This is a genomic window from Pseudomonas imrae, assembly GCF_046352735.2.
Lineage (GTDB): Bacteria > Pseudomonadota > Gammaproteobacteria > Pseudomonadales > Pseudomonadaceae > Aquipseudomonas > Aquipseudomonas imrae.
Map to the genome: position 1 here is coordinate 3622123 of NZ_CP110853.2, position 24463 is coordinate 3646585.

At 56.7% G+C, this 24463-nt stretch carries 32 protein-coding genes; 12 read left to right on the forward strand and 20 right to left on the reverse strand.

The genetic code is table 11. The features are described from left to right. Window positions 1–49: 49 nt before the first annotated feature. The 17 genes from OQ460_RS16275 to OQ460_RS16355 form a co-directional block, all read right to left on the reverse strand. Window positions 50–625: a phage baseplate assembly protein V gene (locus OQ460_RS16275; protein ID WP_410018435.1), complete on the reverse strand. Its 576-nt coding sequence runs from the start codon at window positions 623–625 to the stop codon at window positions 50–52. Further along, window positions 625–1158: a hypothetical protein gene (locus OQ460_RS16280; RefSeq protein WP_410018436.1), complete on the reverse strand. Its 534-nt coding sequence runs from the start codon at window positions 1156–1158 to the stop codon at window positions 625–627. Before OQ460_RS16280 ends, OQ460_RS16275 begins: the two co-directional genes overlap by 1 nt. Further along, the gene (locus OQ460_RS16285) at window positions 1151–1807 is read right to left on the reverse strand and encodes a hypothetical protein (RefSeq protein WP_410018437.1); all 657 of its coding nucleotides are present in this window, start codon (window positions 1805–1807) and stop codon (window positions 1151–1153) included. Before OQ460_RS16285 ends, OQ460_RS16280 begins: the two co-directional genes overlap by 8 nt. Further along, complete coding sequence (locus tag OQ460_RS16290; RefSeq protein WP_410018438.1) at window positions 1804–2124, reverse strand: head-tail joining protein; 321 nt, start codon at window positions 2122–2124, stop codon at window positions 1804–1806. Before OQ460_RS16290 ends, OQ460_RS16285 begins: the two co-directional genes overlap by 4 nt. Before the next feature lie 2 nt (window positions 2125–2126). Beyond that, window positions 2127–3122 carry a major capsid protein gene (locus OQ460_RS16295; RefSeq protein WP_410018439.1) on the reverse strand — a complete coding sequence of 332 codons (996 nt, stop codon included), beginning with the start codon at window positions 3120–3122 and terminating at the stop codon, window positions 2127–2129. Between the two features lie 64 nt (window positions 3123–3186). Further along, window positions 3187–3531 carry a head decoration protein gene (locus OQ460_RS16300; protein WP_410018440.1) on the reverse strand — a complete coding sequence of 115 codons (345 nt, stop codon included), beginning with the start codon at window positions 3529–3531 and terminating at the stop codon, window positions 3187–3189. Then, complete coding sequence (locus OQ460_RS16305) at window positions 3528–4664, reverse strand: head maturation protease, ClpP-related (RefSeq protein WP_410018441.1); 1137 nt, start codon at window positions 4662–4664, stop codon at window positions 3528–3530. The genes OQ460_RS16300 and OQ460_RS16305 overlap by 4 nt, the downstream gene beginning before the upstream one ends. Continuing rightward, window positions 4661–6142, reverse strand: coding sequence for a phage portal protein (locus OQ460_RS16310; RefSeq protein ID WP_410018442.1), 1482 nt, complete (start codon window positions 6140–6142; stop codon window positions 4661–4663). Before OQ460_RS16310 ends, OQ460_RS16305 begins: the two co-directional genes overlap by 4 nt. Next, window positions 6142–6348 (reverse strand): phage head-tail joining protein, encoded by a 207-nt coding sequence (locus OQ460_RS16315; RefSeq protein ID WP_120733737.1) that lies wholly within the window; start codon window positions 6346–6348, stop codon window positions 6142–6144. The genes OQ460_RS16310 and OQ460_RS16315 overlap by 1 nt, the downstream gene beginning before the upstream one ends. A gap of 1 nt (window position 6349) precedes the next feature. Further along, window positions 6350–8374 (reverse strand): phage terminase large subunit family protein, encoded by a 2025-nt coding sequence (locus OQ460_RS16320; protein WP_410018443.1) that lies wholly within the window; start codon window positions 8372–8374, stop codon window positions 6350–6352. 3 nt (window positions 8375–8377) lie between these two features. Continuing rightward, window positions 8378–8980, reverse strand: coding sequence for a terminase small subunit (locus OQ460_RS16325; RefSeq protein WP_410018444.1), 603 nt, complete (start codon window positions 8978–8980; stop codon window positions 8378–8380). 205 nt (window positions 8981–9185) lie between these two features. Continuing rightward, window positions 9186–9530 carry a phage holin family protein gene (locus tag OQ460_RS16330; RefSeq protein WP_065940028.1) on the reverse strand — a complete coding sequence of 115 codons (345 nt, stop codon included), beginning with the start codon at window positions 9528–9530 and terminating at the stop codon, window positions 9186–9188. 518 nt (window positions 9531–10048) lie between these two features. Further along, window positions 10049–10414 carry a hypothetical protein gene (locus OQ460_RS16335; protein ID WP_410018445.1) on the reverse strand — a complete coding sequence of 122 codons (366 nt, stop codon included), beginning with the start codon at window positions 10412–10414 and terminating at the stop codon, window positions 10049–10051. Then, window positions 10407–12629, reverse strand: coding sequence for a VapE domain-containing protein (locus tag OQ460_RS16340; RefSeq protein WP_410018446.1), 2223 nt, complete (start codon window positions 12627–12629; stop codon window positions 10407–10409). The genes OQ460_RS16335 and OQ460_RS16340 overlap by 8 nt, the downstream gene beginning before the upstream one ends. Beyond that, window positions 12619–12957, reverse strand: a complete 339-nt coding sequence (locus OQ460_RS16345) for a TraR/DksA C4-type zinc finger protein (RefSeq protein ID WP_410018447.1) — start codon at window positions 12955–12957, stop codon at window positions 12619–12621. The genes OQ460_RS16340 and OQ460_RS16345 overlap by 11 nt, the downstream gene beginning before the upstream one ends. Next, entirely contained in the window at window positions 12839–13363 is a 525-nt protein-coding gene (locus tag OQ460_RS16350) for a phage regulatory CII family protein (RefSeq protein ID WP_162947755.1), read from the reverse strand. The genes OQ460_RS16345 and OQ460_RS16350 overlap by 119 nt, the downstream gene beginning before the upstream one ends. Window positions 13364–13693: 330 nt before the next feature. Further along, window positions 13694–13954: a hypothetical protein gene (locus OQ460_RS16355; RefSeq protein ID WP_410018448.1), complete on the reverse strand. Its 261-nt coding sequence runs from the start codon at window positions 13952–13954 to the stop codon at window positions 13694–13696. A gap of 78 nt (window positions 13955–14032) precedes the next feature. Between OQ460_RS16355 and OQ460_RS16360 the strand changes: the two genes are divergently transcribed. After that, a complete protein-coding gene (locus OQ460_RS16360; protein ID WP_410018449.1) occupies window positions 14033–14758 on the forward strand; it encodes a LexA family protein in 726 nt (241 codons plus the stop codon). A 6-nt stretch (window positions 14759–14764) separates the two neighbouring features. Here the strand turns inward: OQ460_RS16360 and OQ460_RS16365 are convergent, their stop codons facing one another. Then, window positions 14765–15781 carry a DUF2806 domain-containing protein gene (locus OQ460_RS16365; RefSeq protein WP_410018450.1) on the reverse strand — a complete coding sequence of 339 codons (1017 nt, stop codon included), beginning with the start codon at window positions 15779–15781 and terminating at the stop codon, window positions 14765–14767. 366 nt (window positions 15782–16147) lie between these two features. Here OQ460_RS16365 and OQ460_RS16370 point away from each other — a divergent pair, with 366 nt between their 5' ends. The 11 genes from OQ460_RS16370 to OQ460_RS16420 are packed head-to-tail and all read left to right on the forward strand — an operon-like array spanning window position 16148 to window position 21696. Next, entirely contained in the window at window positions 16148–16729 is a 582-nt protein-coding gene (locus OQ460_RS16370) for a hypothetical protein (RefSeq protein WP_410018451.1), read from the forward strand. Window positions 16730–16738: 9 nt separating this feature from the next. Beyond that, entirely contained in the window at window positions 16739–17023 is a 285-nt protein-coding gene (locus OQ460_RS16375; protein ID WP_410018452.1) for a phage antirepressor KilAC domain-containing protein, read from the forward strand. 25 nt (window positions 17024–17048) lie between these two features. Continuing rightward, window positions 17049–17186 (forward strand): hypothetical protein, encoded by a 138-nt coding sequence (locus OQ460_RS16380; RefSeq protein ID WP_410018453.1) that lies wholly within the window; start codon window positions 17049–17051, stop codon window positions 17184–17186. Beyond that, window positions 17179–17505, forward strand: a complete 327-nt coding sequence (locus OQ460_RS16385; protein ID WP_410018454.1) for a pyocin activator PrtN family protein — start codon at window positions 17179–17181, stop codon at window positions 17503–17505. The genes OQ460_RS16380 and OQ460_RS16385 overlap by 8 nt, the downstream gene beginning before the upstream one ends. Window positions 17506–17548: 43 nt before the next feature. Next, window positions 17549–17785: a hypothetical protein gene (locus OQ460_RS16390; protein WP_410018455.1), complete on the forward strand. Its 237-nt coding sequence runs from the start codon at window positions 17549–17551 to the stop codon at window positions 17783–17785. Window positions 17786–17840: 55 nt separating this feature from the next. Then, window positions 17841–18257, forward strand: coding sequence for a hypothetical protein (locus OQ460_RS16395; RefSeq protein ID WP_410018456.1), 417 nt, complete (start codon window positions 17841–17843; stop codon window positions 18255–18257). After that, window positions 18254–18472: a hypothetical protein gene (locus OQ460_RS16400; RefSeq protein ID WP_410018457.1), complete on the forward strand. Its 219-nt coding sequence runs from the start codon at window positions 18254–18256 to the stop codon at window positions 18470–18472. The genes OQ460_RS16395 and OQ460_RS16400 overlap by 4 nt, the downstream gene beginning before the upstream one ends. Continuing rightward, window positions 18469–19011 carry a phosphohydrolase gene (locus tag OQ460_RS16405; RefSeq protein ID WP_410018458.1) on the forward strand — a complete coding sequence of 181 codons (543 nt, stop codon included), beginning with the start codon at window positions 18469–18471 and terminating at the stop codon, window positions 19009–19011. The genes OQ460_RS16400 and OQ460_RS16405 overlap by 4 nt, the downstream gene beginning before the upstream one ends. Continuing rightward, window positions 19008–19685 carry a hypothetical protein gene (locus OQ460_RS16410; RefSeq protein WP_410018459.1) on the forward strand — a complete coding sequence of 226 codons (678 nt, stop codon included), beginning with the start codon at window positions 19008–19010 and terminating at the stop codon, window positions 19683–19685. The genes OQ460_RS16405 and OQ460_RS16410 overlap by 4 nt, the downstream gene beginning before the upstream one ends. After that, on the forward strand, window positions 19682–21427 hold the full coding sequence (locus tag OQ460_RS16415) for a DNA cytosine methyltransferase (protein WP_410018460.1): 1746 nt from the start codon (window positions 19682–19684) through the stop codon (window positions 21425–21427). The genes OQ460_RS16410 and OQ460_RS16415 overlap by 4 nt, the downstream gene beginning before the upstream one ends. Continuing rightward, entirely contained in the window at window positions 21424–21696 is a 273-nt protein-coding gene (locus OQ460_RS16420) for a pyocin activator PrtN family protein (protein WP_410018461.1), read from the forward strand. Before OQ460_RS16415 ends, OQ460_RS16420 begins: the two co-directional genes overlap by 4 nt. A 92-nt stretch (window positions 21697–21788) precedes the next feature. On the opposite strand, the gene OQ460_RS16425 is transcribed toward OQ460_RS16420, so the two are convergent. Both OQ460_RS16425 and OQ460_RS16430 read right to left on the reverse strand, forming a co-directional pair. Next, window positions 21789–23717 (reverse strand): AAA family ATPase, encoded by a 1929-nt coding sequence (locus tag OQ460_RS16425; protein ID WP_410018462.1) that lies wholly within the window; start codon window positions 23715–23717, stop codon window positions 21789–21791. Between the two features lie 18 nt (window positions 23718–23735). Further along, on the reverse strand, window positions 23736–24449 hold the full coding sequence (locus OQ460_RS16430; protein ID WP_410018463.1) for an ImmA/IrrE family metallo-endopeptidase: 714 nt from the start codon (window positions 24447–24449) through the stop codon (window positions 23736–23738). Between the last annotated feature and the right edge of the window lie 14 nt (window positions 24450–24463).

Sequence of the window (24463 nt, forward strand, 5' to 3'; positions counted from 1 at the left end):
TCCAATAACGAAGAAACCCGCACGCGGCGGGTTATCAATAACGGATCGATCAGTGTTGGTGGTTCGGTGTATTACCGCCGGCATCGATGACCTTTCCAGCGCTATTGATGTCGCCGACAGTGTTCAACGTACTGTTGATTACCGTCTTGCCATCAATGGTGACCTCACCCACCAGGTTGATTTTTCCAGACACCAACCGTGTACTACCCGGTGTCATTTCCAGCACCGAGTCGCCCACCTTGATGGTGACCGTGCCCGCTGGCAGATCGATGGTGTAACTGTTGGCTTGCCAGTCGTAAACCAGCGAGCCGCCATCGTCGAATCGCCAGACCTCCACATGATCGCGGTTGTCTGGCTGCGAGCCTGCATTGCCATACAGACCGGGAATGAAGGTGCCCATTGCGGCCTCGCCGCTGGGGCTCAGTAACACGCCTTGCTCTCTCAAGCTCGGCACCCGCCAATGGCGAGCCTTGCCAGCGGCCTGACTGTGCCAGCGCACCCAGGCGCTAACCCAGTCACCTGCCTGCACGCGCACCATGCCGGCGGACAGGTCAACCGCCACCACCACACACGGCATAACCATGGAGGCGATCATTCGATCATGTTGGGCAACGGGGTAGCTCATTACAGATCCTCCGGTTTCAAGTATCTGTCTTCGTTACCTGGGCCAGTATCAGGCGCAAAGCCGAAGCGCAACGCACCTGCAGGCTCATCCGGCCACGGCCATTCTTCGGCACCGAGGTAGATGGTCTGGTCCCATTCGACCAACCACACGAAGTAGCCGTCCAGTTCGGGCTTGGTCCAGTCTTGGGTTGAGCGCACAAACTGCGCACATTCAACCGCCACGCCCCAGCTCTGCGCCCGAAGCAGTATTGCGAGCTGTGAAGCCAACTGCACCGCCTGACGTTGCGGATCAGAGCTGAGAGAGTCGACAACAATCCGAGCTTCAAACTTGCAGGCCAGTGTCGTTTCACCCGTGCCCAGGTCCTGGCCGGGCTCCATCTCAGCCATTTCCAGCAACACCACGGGAGTGGGGATGCTGGTTTCTGCCGACAGATCCGGCCAGAACGAGGCCCCCATGATCCCCGGCAGATTCTCCTGCAGGTGGCGCTCGATGGCCTCATACAACTGTTCGAGGCTAAAAGGCTGATCAGACACGGGCAGTCCCCTTCAGATACTTCTGCAGTTCAAAGTTGAGTTCCTGCTTGAGGATCTCCAGCAAGCGTTCATCGGCACGTTTGATCCAACTGTCGAAGTGCGGACGCACCTGGTCCAGCGAGACCTTGGCTTTTGCCAGGGGGAAGCGGTTGTCGCTTTCCTCGACAAAACCCGAGCGGCGCCGGCCCTGCGAGCTATCGGGATAGTCCGTGCTGTTAAAGTGTTTGCTGGACGTACGAATCCAGATATCCGGACTGCTGCCATACACCTGTTTGAAGAACGCACCCTGGTATCGCCGCCCCGCTACCGAAACACCAGCGCGGGTTTGTCGAGCCCGGCCAACCCGGCTGGCCTCGATGGCATTGACCCCAAACCACAACTTCCCGCGCATGGTCCCGCCGCTCACTGGGTAGGCCCGCAAGCGTTGCCGGACGGCGCCGATGGCTATCCGTTCCTGCCTGCCCACAGCCCTGGCGATGTGCGTGCGCAACCAACCCAACGTCTTGTTGATAGCTCGGCGCTGGGCAGATGCTGCCGCTTTCGGTACCAGTTGCCCAAACTCGCGCAACGCCTGGGAATGCACCGCTGACGGCAGGATGTTGATCATCCCGCTGTCACGCGTTTGTTGCACGTAGCTGCCAACACTCATGGGCGTTTCCTCAAGATCAAGGCCACCAGACCATCGCCGCCGGGCTCCAGCTGCAGCAGGTCGTAGTCGCCGCCGCCATCCAGCACCGGTAGATCGACGGTGACCCGCAGCCCCTTGCTGAGCCCATCCGAATCACGCACCCGCACCTCAAAGCGAGGCTCACGAATGGCAGTGTGGGTCTTGCCGAACTGCGGGGCCTTCCAGGGTGCGATGAACATGCCCAGCACCGGCTCGGCGCGACCCTCGATCAGGGCGGTGTCGCCCAGGGTGTCGAAGATCACGTCGTCGATGTCGTCGATCAGATCGCGGAAGGCCACGGTCAGAGTTCCAAAAGGATCTGCGCACGAGGCCGCGTGCAAATGTGCAGCGGGTTGGACTGCGCCTCACCGGCCACGCCCTTGTTGAAAGGCAGCGGCTCGATCTTGCTGTAGTACGGAATGCCCTGGGTGTTGACCGTTTCCATATAGTCGGCCGGTGCGAAGGACGAGATGTACAGGTCCGGGACGCCTTCAGGAATTAACAGTGCCTTGTCGTCATGGATGAACGATACGCCAGCAATCTTGCCGCGATAGCGCTCCCATACAATCCCGCCGAACTCGAAACTTTCACGGGCATCACCGCGCAACTCGGCAGCCTGTAGGCTGTTGATGAAGGTCTCTTTGACCGAACGGTGGACAATCAACTTGTTCCAGAAATTCTTGCCGCAGAAAGCGCGGGAGCCAGTACTGGTGATGCTGCCCAAGGCGTCCTCTTGCATATCTAGGGCTTCGCCGCATTTGACCCGCAACTCGGTTTCAGGGCTGTTCAGGCCCATCTTCAGTCTCTGGCGATCGACACCGAATGTCTTGTAAATATCCAAGAGGATGGTCTTACCATCGGCATCCAGCACCTGGCCGTTCAGTGCGCCCATGCGATGAAATTCGTGAGTGGCGTCCAACTGTCGCCGGGCCTTTGCCAGGCGCTTGTTGACCACGTCCTGTACCGCCTGCAACTCACTTCGGGTACCAAAGGCACGAATGCCCTGGATCTCATCCGCCTTGATGGTAAAGCGCTCAGGCAAATGCACGGTGTTGAACGGGATCATGTGACGCCGGGACCCGGCGACCACCAGGCCCGACGTACCACGTTCACCGGCTGGCACCAGGGCCAGGGTCTCGCCGTCCTTCTCGATCTGCACGGTCAGGGTGCTGATGCCCTCCTCCCGGAACAGGCCCAAACTGCTGATGCGGCCCGGCAAGAATTCTTGATCATTGATTGCAGCGGTCAACGAGGAAACGCTGAACACATCGTCTTCAAAAATGGCGATATCGGCCATGGGGGTACTCTCCAGAAACGAAAAATCCCGCACTCGGCGGGATGAATAAACAGGGGGGATCGCCCTAGCGGACGATCACGAAATGGGTCGCAAGGGCCTTTTCGGCGGCGGGGTCGAGGCCGGTCAGGTGTGCTTCGCTGACCTCGGCCAGCCGCACCACAGCACGACCGCGACGAGGGACATCCGACTCGCCCAGCGGCCCCCAGAGGATCGCGACAGCGTTTTCGCTGCCGTCTTCAGCGGTGGGGGTATACGGTGCGAACTCGCCCGAAAGCGTCACCAAGCCAAGGATCTGGCCGGGTTGCAGCGCCGGCCCTGCTGCGACGTTGATCGCTTCACGGGAAATGTTTCCGGCGCCTTCGGACAGCAGGAACTCGCCTGCGTGCATCGATTCGACTTTGATGGTCATGCTCTTGCTCCTTTCGAGGTTCCGTTCTGCGCCGCCTGACGGGATGCCCAGATCGCTTGGGGGTCGGCCTGTTTGGCCTTGATTGTGGGTGCAGGGTCATCCTCCAGCGGCAGGCTGTTGTCAATTTCAAAGCCGCCTCCTTTACCCACCAGCTTGTCGAACAGACGCGCCCTGACAGCGGCTTCGTCCAGGCCGGCGCTGATGAATTCGCCGGTCAGCTCTGGCAGGCGTGCTGCCACACAGAGGCTATGCAGCGCCTTGGCCTTGGTCAGTGCCGCCTGGATCACGGCCTCGCTTTCCAGCTTGGTCGTAGCGAGCAACGGTTCCACCAGGTTGCTGATGCCCGCTGCAGCACACCCCTGCGTCACCATCAGCGCCAGCTTGGCCGCATCCAGTACAGGGGCCGGCGGGTCGACTGGCTCCGTTGGCTCTGACTCCGGTTCGTCATCAAGCTGGGCGAGCAGCTCGGCGGGGGCGTTCTGGAATCGCTGCAGCACGCTGCCCTGGCCGAGACAGGCTTGAACCTTGAGCCCGTCACCCACCTCATCAGCCAGCCCCAACGCCACCGCCTCATTGGCGGTGAGCCAGGTTTCGGCGTGGACCATGCGCCGCAGTTCCACTTCGTCGATGTCCGGCGCCTTGGACTTGTAAGCCGCAATGATCGCTTCCAGAGTCTGGTCCAGCACATCGGCGACCCGGCGGAAGTCTTCGGCATCACCGCCGCTGAAGGTATAGGGGTTGTGGATCATCAACATGGCGTTGGCCGCGATCACCACCCGGTGCGCGCCACAGACCGCGACACTGGCCGCGCTGGCCGCCAGGGCATCAATACGGCCGGTGCAGCGCTCGCCCAAGCGCGACAGCGCGTTGTGGATCGCCAAACCGTCGAACAGATCACCGCCAATGCTGTTGAATGCCACGATGATCGGTGAGGTACCGTCATCCATGGTGCGCAGATCCTGAACGAACTGATTGGCCGTAACGCCCCACGCGCCGATCTCGCCGTACACGAAGATCTCGATGCTGCGTTGCTCGGCTTCACCGCTGGCCTGGAGGGTGTACCAACTTTTGTCCGCGACCTTTACCGGCTTGCCAGCCTTGTCATAAATGCGCGGGATCGCTTTTTTGCTCATGGTTGTTCCTTGTCATCAATCGGCTCGATGGCATCAAGCGTGGTGTAGTTGAGGCCAAGGTCATTGGCCCTGGCGAGGTCGGCGGCGTTTTCCGCGTCGATGGTTTCGGCGTCGTAACCGTTGCGCAGGCACATCTCGCTGCGTGAACCGAAGCCGGCCTGCACTTCCATGCGCCGGGCCTGCACGTCCTGTACCGGCTGGATATAGGCCCAGCCTTGCGGTACCCAACGGGTGCGCAGGTACTCGCGCCGACGTTGCGCGTAATCCTCCAGCACCAGGGCACCGGACAGCACCGCCATATCCATCCAGGCAGCCCGCACCGGGCGGCATAGCTGATGCACGTACACGCCGAATTGCAGTTGCTCCAGGCGCCGCCGAAACTCGTTGAGCACCACCCGAAGCGCACGGTCGTTGACCTCACGCATGTCGCCCGTGAGGATCTCGTAAGGCGTGCCCGAGCCCGCAGCCGCAGCCATCAACTGCTGACGCATAAAGTCCGGGTAGTTGTTGCCGGCGTCTGGTGGTTTGGAAAACTCCACCTCTTCACCTGGCCCCAGCTCCTGCATGGTGCCGGGCTCCAGCGCCACCATCGGCGTGAAGCCGTCGCGGTCAGTGGTCAGCAGCTGGCCGGTGACCGGATCGCGTGGGGTTTGCCCTGCGTCCGGCGCCGGCCTGCTGATAAAGCCCGCGAAGAGGTTCGCGACTTCCTGCCTGAACAACACCGCGTCATCGTAGTTATCCAGGCTGCGCAGGCGCTTCAGGACCGGCGCCAAGCGAGGCACGCCGCGCAACTGGCCCGGCTCCACCGGCTCGAAGATGTGCAGCACCTGGGTGGCCGGTACACGCACCAACTGGTTGTAACCGCTGTTCAACGACGACGAATCGCGTGGGTGTGAGCGGTACATCCAGTACGCCACGCGCTTGCCCGCCGGAGTGAACTCAATCCCGGCGCGGATGATGTTGCCGTTTTTGGTGGTCTCGAATTTGTCGTGTGGGACAAACTCCGGGGCCAGGGCTTGCAGTTGCAACGGCACCGCCAGCCCTTCGTCCATACCGCGAGGCCGCAGCCGGACAAAGCATTCACCGGCCGTTTCCACGGTGCGAGCCACCAGGGCTTGCATGCCGTAGAAGTCGGTCAGCTCGTCGGCGTCTGCCTCGTCTACCCAGTCATCCCACAGCTGCTGTTTCACCTTGCGTAGGGCTGCGTCGTCGGTGGTCGGCCTGGGCGTAATGCCCGTGCCTATCAGGTTGCTGACACGTTTGTCGATGACGTTGAACGCATACGGATCGTTGCGCACAGCTGCCCGCGAGCGCGCCCGCAGGTTGCGCAGGGCCGGGGTGTTGATGCTGTTGATACCGTTGTCGCTGGCTTCCCAACTGGCCGAACGGCGGCCCTCCCCGGCGCCTTCGTAACTGGCCTTGATGTTCGACGGCAACAAGAATCCACTGCGCGAGAGCGTCGGAAAATGTCGGGCCATTAGATCCCCTTGCCTCCGTGAGTGAGCCGGATCACGCGAGAGCGCGGTCCGGCAGAGTCAGTCAGCGACGTGCGGATCTGGTCGCGGGCCTTGAGCAGTTCATCGATAGAACGGTATTCCACCGTGCGGTCGCTGTAGCGCACGGTCTTTTCACCGCGTGCAATGGCGCGCTCGATGGCTTCGAGGTGTTTCGGGGTAAACGACATATCAGCGTCTCTTCAGGTAACCGCTGGTGGAGCTGCGGCGTTGAGGGGGAGCAGCGGGTCGCGATTGTGCGACCGGGACAGCAGGTGGCGGCGCCGGTAGCGATTGACGCGCCGCAACCGGTGCCGGTGTTTCGTCAGAGTCGACGCGCTCACCCTGTACGGGCTTGACGCCCAACACATCGTCGAACAAACCGGACTGGGCCAGTGCTTGGCGCACCCGCTCCCAGTCGTGTTCCTGGTAGCGATTGATGCCCAGGTAATGCGCCATCGCCAAGCAGTACACCATCAGGTCAAGCGCTTCGTTACGCTCAGCCTTGCCCTTGACCCACTCGATGCGCTTGTAGCCTTTGACGTATCGGGCGACCTTGCGCTCGGCCACGCACTGGGCGAAGAACTCGTCCGGCAGGTCGTTGGCAAAGTGCAGCGAGCCTGGGCCGTCCTCGAAGGCGTAGCGGTTGTAGATCCAATCCTTCGCGGTGTCGGTACCGACAAACCACAGCTCGGCGCCCCCACGTTCGGTCTGGCCCTTCCAGGTCACGTCGACCATAGACGGCCGCTGAGCAATCACCGGTTTTCCGGGCTTGCTCGCCCCCTTGATGGCGAAGATGTTGCGCCAGCGCCGTACACGACAGAACTGGTACACCTCGTCGGTGTGATGACCGCCGGAGTCGACGCCCGTTGCCAAGATCGCCAACCCGACACCGCACGGATGCCGGTATCGAACCTTGAGCTTTTCATCCAACACCGCCCAGGTGCGCTCATCGGCTGGGTCACCCCAGATCACCTGGTGGTCGACCACCCAACGTTCCATGCCGACACCGAAGCCCATCACCATCAGCTCCAGACGGTTTGCCTGGACGTCGACAGCGCCGGTCAGCATCAGCACGCCCACCGGCATGCAGCCGAGGGTGTAGGTCTCCAACCGTGCCCGAGCGACCAGCACTTCGGCCTTCGTCTGCTCTTGCGCGCTGTCCCAGACCTTGGCGAGACGGGTGTTGTAGAACACCTGCATCAGCCCCATGTCGCCTTTGGCTTGAGCCTTCTTGGCGTCTTCGAACTCCTCGGCCAGCGACGGCCAATCCTTCCAGCCAATCGGCGAGTACAGCGCGTTGAGATGGAAGCCCACCGTTTTACCGTCGCCGCTCCCATGAGCGCGCCACTCGCCACGGGCGAGCATGTCGGTCTTGTGATGCTCCTCGATCAGCACGTCGCATTCAGGCGCGGCGCACTGGTAGTGAACCGTGCTGTAGTCCTTGCTGTAGAGCAGACGCTCCCACTCCAGCACCTGCATATGCCCGCAGGTCGGGCATGGCACGTAGTAGTAACGCTGGTCGCTGGACTCGAACAGATCCGAGATACGCGAAGCGCCCTTGATCGTGGGGGAGCTGGAGAAGTAGATCTTCGCGTTGCGGCCGAAGTTGGTCGCCCGCGTTTCCGCCAGAACGATGGGGTCACCTTCCTGGCCGACATCGTTTTCCCAGCGGTCGACCTCGTCGCCGTAGATGTAGCGTGCCGACAGCTCGGACAGGTTAGCCGCTGAGCCCGCCGTGGTGACGTACAGAGCGCCGCCCTCAAACTCTTTGGTGTCCATGGTGTTGCGAGCATCCCGCGAGCGGCTGGCCGCTACACGCTTTGCCAGTTCCGGGGTTGCCTTGATCGTCTTGCTGATCCGCCCGGAAACCCGCTTCGACAGGCTCAGGCTGGGCAACAGGGCCAGGATGTTGGACGGCGCCATGTGGATCAGCCCGCCCATCCAGTTCAACGCGATCTGCGTTTTCATCAGCTGCGAAGCCACCATGGTGACCACGCGCCGGCATGGGTGCGCCGGCGAAAGACAACGCATGGGCTCGCGAGCGTACGGCGTACGTTCGGTCCGATACTGGCCGGGCTCAGGCGCGCCAGTGTCTCGCGGGATGCGCATGTACTCGTCAGCCCACTCGTCGATCCAGAGGTCTGGATCTGGACGCAGCCCACGGAAATACGCCTCACGGTAGACCTGCTCACCGTTAGGGATTTCCGGGTGCATAAGTCAGCTCGATGTCATGGCACGTTCAAGGTCGGACGAGGACATGCGCTCAGCCTCTTCCAGTGATTTACGCAGCGTTGCCGCCAGGTGTTTTTCGATGTCCCAAGGGTCGGTCATGGGTGCCAGCTTGTGGGACAGTTGGGGCAGCAGGCCGAACAGTTGGTCGCGCAGATGGCGTCCCGCGTTGTAGGCGCCCAGCTCGACAGCATCCCTGGCTACCAGCGAGCCCTGAGCCTTGTGCAGCTCGATCTCAGCCAGTTGCGCCAGGTTGTGTTCGCGCATGGCGCGAGCTTTCTGGAAGTCGTGGCCCTTGCTGCTGCCAGGAACAAGCTGCTGCGGCGCAGCCGTGTTAGTCGGCTCGACTTGGGTGGACAGTTGACTGTAAACGTCACGCTGAATCCGATCCTGCTGGTGTCGAGCCGCGACGGCGGCCTTGCTAGGGTCGGCGGTTTCGAGGATCAGCGCTTCGGTTGCCAGCACGTCCACCTGTTTGCCATCCGGCGACAGCACCAGGCGGTTGTTGCCTTTGAGCCAGGTGATGTAACTCGGCGTCCTGCCGATGCGAGCCGCGAAGGCGCTTTTTGACAGGAACAGTGAATCCGTCATAAGCCCTCCTTTTCAACGGCTTTTCAATGGAAACCTTTCAATTTCAATGGATTGAATTTCAGTAAGCTGGCAGCCCTGCCGCTAACGCTTTCCCGCGGGTTTCATGCCCCGTGTCCCTCGAATGCCGCCAGGGTCCCCGGCGAGTTTCGGCGCACCATTTTGACGCGCCCCGCTACAAGCCACGTATTCCGTGGCCTCCAGCGCATCATGCCTGACCGCTGCCCGAGGGCGGCACATCGCACACGCCCAACCGCTTGGCGGCCCAGCGTTCATACAGCCCTATGGCGACATCGGCGCCGGCCATCGCGGTGAGGCATCCGATGCTCCCTGCTGCCAGGACCGACATGCCCGAAGCGTGCAGCAACATCATGGTGGAAAGCCCGCAGACCACGCAGGCACCGGATCGAAGGAGCAAGCGGCGAACCAAGGACCAGCCGCTTACTCCCGCTTTGTCGGCTCGCCATGCCTCGCCGGATATGCCGCCGACCAGGGACAGCACGATCACCATCCAGATCGGCATATCAATAAGCGCTTGCTGCTCGTTCGTCATTGCCCTACCCCATAAACGCAAAAACCCGGCGCAATGGCCGGGTTTGGTGTGTTGGTGAGTACCGCTCTTTGCGGCCGCACCTATCGAAGATGACTACTTTTTACAGGTGAATTCCGGTGGCAGCAAGCCTGTTTTAATGCCACCCGGCCAATGTATGGGCTACGCCTAGGCAATGTCGGTGAATATCTTTATTCCGGCTTTCAGCGCCTTCGGCGCTGTCTTACCTGCCCTACCATTTGAATCAATGGTAGGGCAGCTAAAGGCCCCTGAATTCGGGGCTTTGCCCTACTACCCTACCTCTTTTAACTTTTCTTCGTGTAAAGAGAGAAAACTAAAAGCACGCATGCGCGCCCACGGCGCGTGATGCATCGCGCTACGCTCATATGCGCGGAGTGCGATAACAGGTAGGGTAGTAGGACAGGCCACGAACTGCGCGGCTTGTGGCTGTCCTACCTTGCAAAATGAAGGTAGGGCAAGGCCGGACAGTAGGACTGCTGCAGGCGCTAATATGCGAGAGGTCATGCAGCTTTTCCCATCAACATGCTGGCAATGTGAAGGTGAGCTTCATGCAAGCGCTGATAGTAGGTATCGCGACTGCATCCACAATGGGTGTATTTCTGAGACAGGAAACTTTCGTGGTTGCAGTAATGCTCCCATACGACCACCGATAGCTGCGCTGGCAGATGCTTATTGACGATCAGCTCGATATCGGCTGACTCATCCAACAGTACTCGACTACCGCGAGTCCCCCGTATCAGCTCACCCTTGCATTCCATGAGCATCGCAATCATGTTGCCGCCGCCTGAGCCACCGAAGTCTGGATTCACCGGAGAGTGGAGATCCTGCGCCCAGAGCTTGAGCATTTCATCGATTCGCTTAATCAAAGCAAGGCTCCTCATCGCGTGGGCTCTCAATCTGCAGCGCCGATGCACCGCCCCAATGATCTGGCTTCTTGTATGCATATGGCCGAATACCACTTTTCGGCAACGGCGGAAGCCGCACCTTTCGCCATCCAAGGCGATGCATGATTGCCCCAACACGCATTTGTTCAGGCTTCCCCCAATGGCCGTAATCAAGCTTCAACGCACCGGCCAAAACATCCTCACCGCTCGCTGTCGCGCCGATCTGAGACTCCTCCAGCCACTTGAGAATTGGCCCTTCCCACTCATCCACGACAAAGCGCGATTCCTGCGCCTCGGCGAACAGTGGAGCCTCATCTCGATTGACCCACCAAACGTCCCCGGACTGATAGCAAAACATCGCCTCGGCCCAGAGCTGATCGCGGACTTCGCGCAACTGTTCCAAATCGACCTTGGTACACGCAACAGGCCAGTAACGCCGGTTACCCGTGGCGTCTTTGAGATATTCGTCTTGGTTCGTCGTACCCACAAAAACACACTGGCGTGGCACGTCCATCGTTCTTCGGCCATAGCTCTCGCGATAGGTGTCAGTCGACGCAGAGAAGAACTGCTTCGCCTTGGTCGACTCAGCTTTGTTGAAACTGTCCAGCTCTCCCAGCTCAATGATCCACTTACCACGGATCGCCTGAAAGCCATCCTTATCGCCCAGGGCGAAAGGTGTATCCATAAACCAGGCACCGCCTAGCACAGACATTGCTGTTGATTTACCAGCGCCCTGTGCCCCTTCGAGGATCATCACCGAGTCAGCCTTACAACCTGGCTGCATCACGCGCCCGACCGCTGACACCATCCAGCGCTTACCAACTTTCGAACTGTAGTCAGTTGCTTCAACGCCCATGATGTCAGTCAACCAAGTAGCCAACCGTGGTACACGGTCCCATTCCAGACCATGGAGGTAATTGCGTACAGGATGGAAGGCATGATCATGGGCAACCACGCTAACCGCTTCGATCACGCTGCTGGCCTTGACCCGAAGGTTGTACTGTTGTGCGAGCCACTTCATTACAAGCATGTCGTCGATATCTGCCCAGTCGCCGACACCGCCTCCGTATGGTGCTGCCCGTAACTTGACGATTTTGGAGCTGAAAGCACTGAAGCCGATCACGCCGGCCCAGCGCTCATCGTTGCCGAGGATTAATTCGACGTTCTGCATGTGCGCTATCAGGGAGCCGTTTTCAGTTCGGGCCAATTGGTCTTTCCAACCACCAGCTGCAGGAGGCTTGACCACCGCCAACACCTGGCGGCGGACAGCCTCCAATCCCTCAGCAACATGCAGGTCGTTGAAGTCCGTCCACTTGATCTCGCGCTCGACGGAGAACACAGGCGCGACTAACTGACCACCGACGATCAGCGCGGCGTTGGAGGCCTTCTCCTCACCTGGGTTCCATGGATCACCGTTTGGGCGCTTGGTTTTCCAGTCATCGTCGCGGCAAATGATCAGCGGGCAACCGGGGAAACGCTCGCGCATGGCCTTGGAGACCGGCAGAAGGTTACCCGCGTCGAAGGCGATGGCGACAGTAAGCGAAGTCGCCATATGCAGGCTTGCGCCCGTGGCGTAGCCCTCACATACCAGTACCGGCTCGCCTGGTTCAGGGTGAGGGCCGATGAGGTGGAAGGCGCCTTCCTTCGACATGCCGTACGGCCAGTACGCCTTGTCGCGCCCGGTGTCCTCTTGCTTAACGGGGAAAATCACCTGCAGGCCGACGATCTGGTCGCGCACGTTGCACATAGGCACTAAAAATGCGCCGGTACGGGGCGCATAGCGAACCTTGAACCCTACGATCTGCTTTCGATCCAGATAGGCGCTCTTGCCCTTTTCAGGCATGCGCTTGAACAGACTGGCCGCACGGTTGGCAGCTCGGCGTGACGCGTTGGCCGCAACCTCGGCAGCTTTCCGCTTGGCATCTTCCTGTCGAGCACGCATGACTTCGCGCTCTTCGGGGCTCATACGCCCGGCCTTGACCCTGATCTTTTGGGTGTCGCCAGAGCGCCAGTCACCGAAGCTGCCGAAGATCAGCGTCTCGTTTTTTTGGGTCCGGTGTTCATGGACCACGTACCAGCCGTTTTTTTCCTTGCCTTTGTCCTGAGTGGTTTTACAGCGGGTCAGCTTACCGAACACCAAAGGCTGTTCGGGCTCCAAGCCGTAATCCGCGAATTGATTGAGGACTTCATCGAGCATAACGTGCAGCCCTCAGATCTTCCACAGACTGGCATTCGACGCAGAAGGTGCATCCGGGCTGAGCTAAACGCCGGCCTTCCGGGATCGGCTCTAGACACTCAGCACAGATTTCAAGCGAAGGCGCCGCATTCGCGGCCTTGAGTGCAGCACGTTTGGCCAGGATATGATCCAGACCGTCCTGCACCATCTCATTGGCAAAGTCAGCTATATCAGCCACGGCCCGCCCCCCGCGTTGTCTGGTTGACGTACTGAGCACGGTTGAGCATGCCCAACAGCCCCTGGATTCCGCGAAACACTTGCAGGCGAATCTCGGCCAACTCCTGGTCATTCACGACACCGTCGCCAATGCTCTTGGCCCAGGTGTCAGCCAGATCAGCCACCTGGCGGAAGTAGACTGCAATGCCGGTGGTCAATGTCTCCGGCATGTCGTTGGTGTACGCCTCGGCAAGCTCCTGCCAGGTCGTGTCGCCGACCAGCGCGTGCACTGCATCGAGAATGCGACGGTCCTTGGTCAACTCCAGGATCTCGCCGAACTCTCGGACATTGATGACATGGTTAGGATTGGTATTGGTCGGGGATAGTTTGTGCTGCAAGGTGGTTCGATTTCGACCGGTGGTGGCGGCGATTGCAGCAGCGCCGCCTGGATAGTCCCGTGCGGCGTGGTACAGCGCTAATTCGAGCGTCAGGACTTCCCGTTGTGCTCGATCAACGCAACTCAGAGCAATTCGGCTCATGGCATTAATCCTTATAAGTTGCCAGTGCCGCACGGCGTGCAGTGGTGTTACATTTGCCGCGTGGCTTGAAAGGGCCCAAACGCCGGCAAGATCCTCAAGATCGAAACCGGCACCGTGCCGAGGTGAGTGATCCGTCTCTCACCTCTGGCGCAACAGCTGCCTAATCTGTGGTGGAAAAGGCAGTAACCCAAGGCATCCGTGCCTTGAAAGCGCGGTAAAGGGAGGTGGTTTAGCATGTGGTGTGCCCGCCTACCTTTATCGCGACCCGACAGCACTGTGGTGGTGTGTGCCGGGAGGAACTGGGCGGCCCCTGGGCCGCCTTTTTTCTATCTACGCTGCAGCTTTCTGTGGGGCCGATGCGTTGAGCAACCAGGCTGCATCAAACGAGTTGCCCTTTTGCTGCGCTGCGGTCGCTAACAGTTCTGCGTAGCGCGTTTCACCGGTGTAATCGGTGCGTGGAAGGCTTGCAGCCAAGCGCCATTTATTGAGCGCCTGATAGCTCCTTTCACATACCTTGGCGGCGGCACCGATGCCACCGACTGCTTCAAATGCGAACGCGATGGCGCTCGGAAAATCTGCGGGGTCCAACATAGCAACCTCCATTTATCAACTCGCAGTTGATATTAACATCAACTGACTATTGCGCAACCCCTGTGAGAGTATCAACTCATGGTTGACAAGAACGGGCTACGGGCAGCTTTTACGGCGCGCCTTCACGAAGCACTCGACGATGCCGGTGTACGTATCCGGGGACGTGGAGTGGATATTCATAAGCATTTGGTGAAGGTCGGGGCTGAAAAAAGCACGCAGGCCATCAGTAAGTGGCTGAACGGCGAATCTATACCTGAGGCAGACAGCATGGTTGTGCTGTGTTCATGGCTGAAGGTGCGGAGGGAATGGCTTGAGTATGGTGTGCTGCCTAAAGAGCAAACAGGGGACAGCAACGTCCGCCAGTTTGGCGCAGCAGGCGATAGCAACGTTCGAGAAGTAACTCGACGCTTTGGAAAAGTCCCGCTAATTTCTTGGGTACAGGCAGGCGCATGGTGTGAGTCAAACTTTGAGCAGCATGACGGAGAGTCATGGCTATCCTGCCCCGTGCCTATCAGCGAGAGCGGTTATGCACTGAAAGTTCTTGGCGACTCCATGACGAACCCTGGTCCAGGCCGCAGCTATCCAACCGGATGCATCATTTTTGTCGATCCGGAAGCTGAATCCAAGACTGGTGATCGAGTGATAGCTAGGGTCCCTCGTACCAATGAAGCTACATTTAAAATTTTGGTGGCGGATGCAGGACGGCAGTTCCTAAGACCCATCAATCCGCAATACCCAATCATTGATATCACGGAAGAAACGCATATCTGTGGAAAGGTAGTAGGATCTTTTATACCAGAATAGTTATTATCACGACAAGGGTCGCTCATTGAACCACGATACGGCCTCGTCATCATTAGAGTTCAGATCAGCCAGATAGACACTGTAGCCTTGCTTCACTACATAACTACCGAAAGCCTTCAAATAATTCAAATCAGGATTAAAGCTTCCAAGCTTCACAAGCTGCCGACCTAGCTTAGTCACTGTATATGCATTCACTGGCAATACTGCGTTTTTATCGGAATGTCTTATAACCAAACATTTTTTACCCGACACGATAACTTTAACCCAGTCGGGCTCGGGTGCATCTCTATCAGTAAATGAAATACTTAACGCGCTTCCAACCCCTCCGATCACACCAAGCTCTTCTAGCTCAAGCAGTTCACTAAAATCAAGTGATAACGAATAGCAATCACGTGGCCTCCAAATAAATTTATCATCCAAAATTAGACCGCACATAACCTCAATTAATTTGGCATCGGCATGAGACAGATTACGCAAAAAATCTAAACAGCGAAGAGAGTAACTTCCAGGAGCTTTAATTTCACCGGCGAGGACTTTCCCCCACATTTTCTGCAAGTCAGAGTCTGATACCCCACTAGTATAATCCTTCCACCGAAATAACCAATCCTCATCAACCTTCTCCTTTGGAGGGAGGGACTGATCTTCACGCAAAACATACTCCGCATGAAGTATCGTGTTAACTGTATTGACCTCTTTTCTAACAGCATCATTTATTAAATTTTCTTTGACTGCTCTGGCTAAATCCTCATAGCTGATCGTCGGCTCAATCCGCACCGCGTTCGATGTACCGGCTGATTTTAAAAATTTTAGTTCTATTTCAAAATCTGAGACATCCCTTTTGCCTGCCGAAATCTCATCAACTTCTCTCTGAGTTTGGGCCTCTACAAGTTTTTTCGCTCTCTCAACTGTTATAAGAGCCAAACCTTCTCTGACTAACTGGCGTGGCTTTAAAACTGACCCAACCCCTTTTTCTGCAAGGGTATCCCATAGACGAATTAACAGCTGCTCACCGGGCCAGTTCATTGAAATCTCCTATTTATCTGGATCACACCTGCTGTGCCCCTACGGCTCCATGCAAGCAAAATTAGAAACTACCAGTCGCCTGAATTTAACCTGAGGTTCGAAATCCGCAAAAACATAAACCAATGGTTGTTGACTAAAATCAACTAATGGTTGATATTTGCTTCACTCTTCCACCACAGAGCGAGGCAACACCATGCACACCACAGCCACCCTACACGTCCACCCGGCCGCCGCTAATCCCTGCCGCATCTTTGAAATCCGCCGCCTAGCCCAAGACTGCGGCTGCACCTTCATTGCATCCAAACCCAAGCTGAAACACCGCTCCGCACCCACACCTTTCGATCCGAACGGTGGAGGGCACGCGGCATGAGCAAGTTCAAACTCGACAACCGCACGCTGACCCTGCTCAAGGCTCAGGTTAATCTGACCGAAACCTTCAACCACCTCCTGCGCGCCGAGACTCAGCGAGAGTCCTTAGCCTTTCGCCTGAAAGTCGAGCGCCGCAAAGCCGACACGCACTTCACCGTTGAACTGGGAAGCGAACGCCACACGCTGACCCTGACCAACAACAAGAAGATGCACCTCAAGCTTGCTGACTTCATTGAGGAGATCGTCAACGGTCCAACCAGCCCTGCAGAGCAATCGTCTCTGCCGCACGCAAACCGCCGCTATGGTGTGTTTGAGGTTGAACACAAGCAACAGGTATTCGACCTGGTGCAAACCGGCGGCGTCATCAGTCTCGACATGGGCTTTGAGCAACCGATCAATCTGGCAATCCATCGCAACAAAACCCGCTCTGGCATCACCACCATCTTGAGCATCGGCGTCAGAAAGCCGCGTACCAAGTGCTTCACGGTTTACGGAAGCGACGTGGAGATCTACTCCATGGTCGCTGAATCCATCACTCACCTAGCCGCCGTGGCGACACCCGCCGCGCATGCTGCTTAGGAGGTCGAGATGGAACGTAGCCTGGAAAAAGCCGCCAAGTACTTCGGCCTCACCCGCCCCATGCTCATCGCACTCATGCGTCACAAGGGCTTACTCAACGACCACAACCTGCCGGCCTTCCCCGTCCGTGATCGCGAATACCTGCGGATCAAGAACAGCAACTGGTACCACGAGAAGGCCGGCATGCAGTACAGCCAGTCGACCAGGATCCGGCAGGCCGGCATGCGCTGGCTGGCCGAGCAATTGGGGCTCGAACTCCCAGCGATCCCGGTAGACAACCGTGATGTGGCCTAGGGAGTACGCCCGCCAGATCGTCGCCATGCGCACACGCGAGGAGCGCAACGCTGCGCTGCTCGAAGTGCCGGAGCATCTGCGGGAGCTGACCAAGCGCCACTGCTTGAATGCGTGGAACCACCCTTCACGACTCAAACGCAAGGAGGCCGCCACCCATGAGTAACGCCAGTCAAACACCGCTACGACTGCTACCCGCACCAGAGAGTGCCACCGTCGAGCTGGTGTACCGAACCTTCGGTGACGTACTGATCCCTTTGGAGGCAGTACGCGTGAAGTACTTTCGAAATCTCAATCAACAGACGTTTGCATCCGACCTAGATAGCGGACGCCTACCACTACCCGTGACCACTCTGAAGGATAGTCGTAAGTCCCATAAGTACATCCACATCCGCCACCTAGCGGCGTGGATCGATATCCGCGCCTATCTAGCTGATGAAGAACAAGCGAAAAAGCAAACCTGTTCAGTTGAGCAGAACAACTAATCCAGAAATAGCTGCCACCACCAGCGTATGGAGTAAACGAGACATGAAAACAAACAACAGTCATCACCAACCATTGACCAAAACCGAAAAACTCTCTGAACCCTGCCGACATTGCGGCGCCGATCTGCTGGCAGACGGAGAAGAATCACGGCTATGCGACGAATGCTGCTGGTTTGCCGCTGACTATCACCGCTACGACAAACTGCGCGCAGAGGGCCATGGAGTCTACCAAGCCAAGTTAATGGCCGGCCTGATAGATCCGCCAGATCCCGACGAATAAGACGAACCACCGCCGCTGCCACCACCAGCAAAAAAAACCACCAGGAGCACACCACATGACTGCAATTGAAATCTGCGCACTGATTGTCAGCGTTATCGCACTCGCAATCCTTTACTGGACTGGCTACCGAGGCGGACTGATCGATGGCCGCGTTGAAGGTATCGAGGAAGGGAAGAACATTCAGCGTGCCGACAATTCGGAAGAAATCCGCAACGTGAACCTTCTGCTCGAACAAGCCAGGGCTCACCACAAGTCGCTATACGGGCATTACACCCGAGTCCTGGAAGCAACCAAGCTAGGGGCGACCGACCGTGTTCAGCTCATAGCCATCGCTGAAAAACTCCAGCTAGCCTCAGATACATTCCGCGCTGTGAACTCGAAAAGCCACGCCGTCCAGACCCTTGCCCTGCGCGATAAAGCCCTGTCCATTGCCGCACTGCTGGAGCCCATTGCACAGGAGAAAGCAGCATGAGTCGCGTCCTCCCCATGCTACGCCTGACACCCCAGGCTGCCGGCACCTTGCAACAGCATGCAAAGGCCCTCAAAGATCTGCACGCACTGACTCGTCACACCAAAGAGTTCGACCGGCAGCTGAAAGCCCTGATCGGCCATGACGCTCTGCGCCAATTACACAAGGCGACCGACAACGCCCTGCTGTTGGCCGATCTCGTGAAGGAGGCCGCATGAACTGGATCCTGACCTCCACCGGCAAACGCTTTGATCTGTTCGAGCCCGACGCCGACATGATCGACCCACGGGACATCTCGCACGCGCTGGCCCACCTGTGCCGGTTCAACGGACACACCCGTGAGTTCTACAGCGTGGCCCAGCACAGTTGCATCGTCGCCGAGTTGGTGCCGGAAGAACACAAACTCGCAGCCTTGCTCCACGACGCCCCCGAGGCATACCTGGGCGACATGACCAAGCCACTCAAGCAGTGGATGCCCTATTACCGAGGCTTCGAGGACGTGATTTGGCAGCGCGTTTGTGAGCGCTTCGACCTGGCCCTCGATCTCCCCGCTCACGTGCACCAGGCCGACCTGATTGCACTGGCGACCGAACGCCGCGACCTCATGCCAACCGATCCGGCTATCTGGGATTGCTTGGTCGGCATCGAACCCATGACCGAAACCATCCGCCCATGGCCTGCCGCAGAAGCCCGACTCACCTACCACCACCGCCTGATGGACCAACTCGCTATCGAACACCGGAGGAAAGCGGCATGAAGAACCACCAGGACAACAACAGCACCCTGCCCGCTTTGCTCCGCACAGCCAGTGGTGGCGACACGCTAGAAACAAACAGTCTCTGCTGCGTAGCAGCAGGCATTATTGCTCCCCTCAGCGCCACCACCGAAGCACTTGTACCCCACCAAAAGCTGCGCGGGGCAGCGCTCGCTGATGCAACGCTAAACGCTCAGGAACGCCCGCTCGCGCAGCCTGCCTTGGGGTATAAAGCCGAACTTAAAGAGTTGATGAGCATCCACGGAGTAGGCCGTAGGACGGCTGCACGAATTCATGCAGCTGGGTTCCGTCTGCCCGATTCAAATGGAGCCCACAACGAGACTCAGGTCGATGCACAGCCAATATGCCATATCGGTCTGAAGGATCTTGAGTACCTACAAGGCGGTACAGATCGACACGCCGTTGTCCGCTCTGGAGCAGTATCAAAATACAAAGTCCCGCTCTACACACGCTCGCCTTGTGATACAGCCAATAATTCAGACAACGAGGCATCGATAGCAGCAATCCAGTTCGCTCTCTCTGCAGAAGAGGGCATGACTTTCCTTCGAATCTGGAACGAGGGCGAGTTCGACACGATCCGCGAGGAGTGGCCGGAGGCACCGGAAGAGGTGTTCATTGGCGCGGATCCGCTGTATGTCAGGGAGCAACGGGTATGACTGCCTTCAATCCAACCCCAATCACATCCGCCGTCAAAACCCAATTCGGCCTAGACTTCGCCGGCGAGATCCGCGTGGACCTCTTCGCCGGCGGTGGCGGCGCAACCATGGGCCAGGAGATGGGCACTGGCATGCCGGTCGACATCGCCATCAACCACAACCCCGACGCCATCAGCATGCACAAGCGCAACCACCCAAGCGCCGAGCATTACATCACCGATGTCTACGACGTGTGCCCGCGTGTGGCAACTCGCGGCCGCCCCGTTGCGCACCTGCACGCCAGCCCTGAATGCACCCACCACAGCCTCGCTGCCGGCGGTCAGGCGCGCAGCACCACCAGCCGCTCCCAATCGTGGGTCATCCTTAAATGGGGAGGCCAAGCCAGCCCCCGCATGATCACCATGGAAAACGTCGTGCAGATCCTCCAATGGGGTCCACTGATCGCAAAGCGCTGCGCCAAGACGGGCCGAGTGATCCGCCGGGATCTGACCGTTGCCGCTGTCGGCGAGCGTGTGGCGGTGCAGGATCAGTACCTGGTGCCCGATCCAAAGCACAAGGGACAGACCTGGCGTCGTTTCGAAAGCATCCTGCGGTCCATGGGTTACGACCTGATGTACGGCAAGCTCAAGGCTTGCGACTTCGGCGCCGCTACCACCCGCGAACGCCTGTTCCTAATCGCACGTCGTGACGGACAGCCACTGCGCTGGCCGGAACCGACGCACTTCAAGAACCCGGGCAAAGGGCAGTCTGCGTACCGCACCGCCGCCAGTTGCATCGACTGGTCGATCCCGTGCCCGAGCATTTTCCTTACCAAGGAAGAAGGCCGTGCTGCAGGCGTCAAGCGACCACTGGTGACCAACACGATGGAGCGCCTACGCAAAGGCGCCAAGCGCTACGTCATTGAGCACAAGAACCCGTTCATCGTCAGTGTGAATCACACAGGCAACGACCTGGCGCGCTGCCAATCTGTGTACAACCCAGCAAAAACCATCACAGGCGCTCAGGGCTTTGCACTTGTCACTCCCCAGCTCGCGCCCTTCATCACCGAACATGCCAATGGCAGCAGCCAACGCAACATGCCAGGTGATGATCCCCTTCGCACAATTTGCAGCGGCGTGAAGGGCGGACACTTCGCACTGGCCGTCGCCTATGTTGCACAGCACAACGGCGGGTACAACGAAACGCCAGGGCATCACCCTGTAACCCCCCTGACAGCCATCACAACCACAGGCAGTCAGCAGCAAGTCGTCACCGCACACCTATCAACACTTCGCAGGAACTGCGTGGGCAGGGCCATGGACGAGCTGGTACCGACCATCACGGCCGGCGCCGAACATCACGCGCTGGTTGAGTACAAGCTCGCTCCAGAGGTCGAGGCCGGTGCTATGCGTGTCGCCGCCTTCCTAATGGGCTATTACGGCAGCGACAACACCTACGACCTGCGCAACCCAGCCGCGACCATCACCACTCGGGACCGTCTTGCACTTGTCACGGTGACGATCAAGGGCACGCCGTATGTGATCGTGGATATCGGCATGCGCATGCTCACCCCACGTGAGCTTTACCGTGCCCAGGGCTTCCCCGACAACTACGTGATCGACCGTGGACACGATGGCCGGAAGTTCAGCAACAAAACTCAGGTGTTGATGGTGGGGAACTCGGTGTCGCCGTGGCCGATGATGGCGCTGGTCAAAGTAAATAATTGCCGAAGTGAAAGAGAATTGACCAAGGAGGCAGCATGAATACTCTTTTCCTACTTATGGCGCAGTACGAAGGTCAAGCAGTCATCCCTCTTGATCGAGTATGCGCTGACTACATGCATCTGACCGTTGAGAAATTCAAACGTAAACGTTTAGATGGCGAGATCGACATAGCTGTCGTACGACTAGGAGCAAACTCCCAAAAAGCAGCACTGGGAGTTCATATAAAAGACCTGTCAGACTATATTGACCGCCAACGTGAGAAAGCAACACGCGAGCAAAATCAATTAATGGGAAGAAAAGCAGCTTAAACAACTGCACAAAAACTCAACTACCATCTGGGGCCTAAGGCCCCATTTTCATGCCAGATCAAATACAATTAAAGCAAAACGGCAAACAAGGATCACTTTTTCAATGCGCTATATTTTTGACTAGAAATCCAATCACCAATATAGCCAGGCACCATAAGCTCAAACTTAGCTCGAGATCCTCCAGTGTAGAGTGAACAAACTTTTCTATCGAACCCAAGCACGTCACCTCGCCTGACATCACCAAACATATCCGGCGCCAACATTACCGAATCGTACTCAGCATTTCTCGCATTCTCCACCATACCTAACTGGTAGCCACCAGATGACACACTATCAAGTGAGAGAAGAGAGACTTTAAGCCTCTCCAAATTATAGCCTCTCTCCATCATCGCCTGAATCTTATCAAACACTTTATTCTCGGACTGCCCTTGAGCCAGCGCATCCCAAGTAGGATAAAAAAACAATTTTCTATGCTTAGGTGGGGTACCCGCATAAAATAGGTTTATGCAGTCAACCATAAACATCTCAAACGACTTCCTCGATCCGTGCAAGATAGCAAATCTTACACCTGCATGTGACAGCCGCTGAAACCATTCAAACATACCCCACTCAGACTCAACGAGAATAGTAGAAGGGGTATCGGGCACCTTATTCAGGTCATAGAAAACAACATTTGTCGGATCATTACCCCCTCCCTCATACGGTAATTTTATTTTAGTTGGGTGAGCATCAATCAGCGGATTCAAGACGCCCTCCATATCTTTGCCTGCTCTGACGGAGCGAGTGACATCCCGTTGACGAATTCTTTTAGCTCGCTGAAATACAGGACCAGTAATACATTGATACTCGTCACCCAAAGTTATTACTGCTTGCGGACTGCGATCAAGAATCTGGAGTACCGGCCGCGAAAGATCGTGACTCTCGTCAACAATTACATGAGTATAAATATCAGGCACAACCTCATTTGAAAGCGACAGGCACTTCAACAAATGGTAACCGAGAACTGGGAATCTAACCTCGTAGGTTGCGGGAGAAATTGTAGCCTCCCAGACTCTAATCGAGTATTGCACCAGAACATCCGAATCAATACTACTTAGCCGCTCTTTAACATAGGGCAAATTTCGTTTATTTAACGAAGCATCCAAGCTTTCACAATAACGCATTACAGCCCTTCTGCATATCGCAGCAACCCTTGCAGGGCTAATGCCGCCAACAGGCCCAAGGTTCAGAACCCGAGCGACCTCAGCATCACTGAGTTGGAGATAATCGTCGGCAGCTATGGAAAGATGGGGGTGAATAGTTCCTAATAATTCGGAAGCAAGCATCTTGAATGTTCTTGCTACAACACCACGACTCTTGATCCGCCCAGTCAGCTCATAAAGTTGAACTTGGGTTTTAGCAAGCACCAATGTCTTGCCAGGATTCATAAATTCGATCAGCGAGGAAATTAGATGCGTTTTCCCGGTACCCGCATAACCTTGAATATGAATAGACTCGTCTTTCTCTGCCAAGAAAGACTTAACTATGAGATTTTGCGGCGAACTTAAGCATAAAAGCCCTCCACTCGGTGTTTCGACCTCAATCTTAAATGCAGCCACCTTCTTAAAATGCCTTAACCGAAACTCATAATCCCACGTACCATTTGCAAGCAGATAATCCTCGGCCTTCACATCTTCTGGCGAGAGCAATTCCAGCCCAACCTCACGAAGACGTTCTAGTCCAGAATTAAACTTACCTCCCTCAAAAAGCCTTTTAGCTTCAGACGCAAGACTTGCACCTCCCTCCCCCTTCCTCACTCCCCAAGCAATCAAATCAAATAAAATTCGCTCAGCTACAATAACAACATTTACACCACGCTCAACCGATGCAATATGCTGAATTAAAAGAGCGCCTGCAATTTCCGCAACAGTCATTTCATCAAACAATTCTGACGAGGACAAAGAGAGAGATAGAGCTTTAGCTTTCCCCTCACACAAGGGAATGTAAAACTTATCCTCTACAGTACCAAAAAACCTACGCATAACCCCACCCACAAAAAGCTAAACAAATAGCTTATTAATTGCTGCGTCAGTGACACGAACCGGCCTGCGTGCATCAACCAGCAAATTTAACGATTTAATGCGAGACTCAACAAGAAATCTTGGAGCACTGAAGAAAACTCGCATTTTATTTACTATCTCTGAATAAAGCAATAAATTACAAGGTTGATTATCGAGATAGATAGGTCCGTGCCCTCGATTTTTAAAATTCAACTCTTCTTGAAGATGAATAAAATACCCGTTAAACACTTGCCGAGGCATTAGCAAACAACATGCAAAAAATCTTGCCTGCCATTCAATATCAGCAGCCCCTCCCACAGAAACACGGGTTTTTAAAACAACATCAGTGCGCAGTTCATGACAGACCGCAGACTTCATATAGGAACCATGCCCCATCACAACATGACCTATCAAGCAAGCCAGCGCGAACCGTTGAACGCCCGCGCTTTTCCCTAAGGTAAACACTGTCAACGTAAGGTTAGAAAAATCAATACTACCAATTTCCGTAGAAGGCGCTTCCGAATAGATCAACTTTAACCCAAGCGTCGGATCCAGCCTTTTAAAAACCTCATCGAGACATACTCGCTCATCCTTAAAACGCACACATTTATACGATGCATTTTCTATAAGCTCAGATTCCACAAAGGGGACAGCAACAGCCGGAGAAATTAATTTCTTTTTCTTTTTCTTGCTCTTACCTGCCTGCTTTTTCATGATCATTCCCTTCC